Annotated in this window: 1 protein-coding gene; it reads left to right on the top strand. The window is 65.2% G+C overall.

All coding sequences use genetic code 11. The features are described from left to right. Positions 1-379, top strand: a 379-nt coding sequence (locus RVY79_RS17930) for a PrpF domain-containing protein (RefSeq protein ID WP_317465869.1), incomplete at both ends; no start/stop codon positions are given.

Raw genomic sequence — 379 nt, 5'->3', positions numbered from 1 at the left:
ATCGTGCGCATCTGGCAAGCCAACATCGGCAAGACCATCATTGCGCACGTGCCCATCACCAACGGCGCGGTGCAGGAGACGGGCGACTTCGAACTGGACGGCGTGACCTTCCCGGCCGCGGAAGTGCAGCTCGAATTCCTCGATCCAGCGGCCGAAGAAGACGGTGACGGCGGCGGCGCGATGTTCCCCACCGGCAACCTCGTCGACGACCTGGAGGTGCCCGGCGTGGGCACGCTCAAGGCGACGATGATCAATGCCGGCATTCCCACTATCTTCATCAATGCGGACGCCATCGGCTACACCGGCACGGAGCTGCAGGACGCCATCAACGGCGACGCGAAAGCGCTGGCGATGTTCGAGACCATCCGCGCGCACGGCG

It is taken from the genome of Chromohalobacter sp. HP20-39 (genome assembly GCF_033052815.1).
GTDB lineage: Bacteria > Pseudomonadota > Gammaproteobacteria > Pseudomonadales > Halomonadaceae > Chromohalobacter.
The sequence above is the reverse complement of the archived record's forward strand: the minus strand, read 5'-3'. Positions and strand labels throughout refer to the sequence as shown.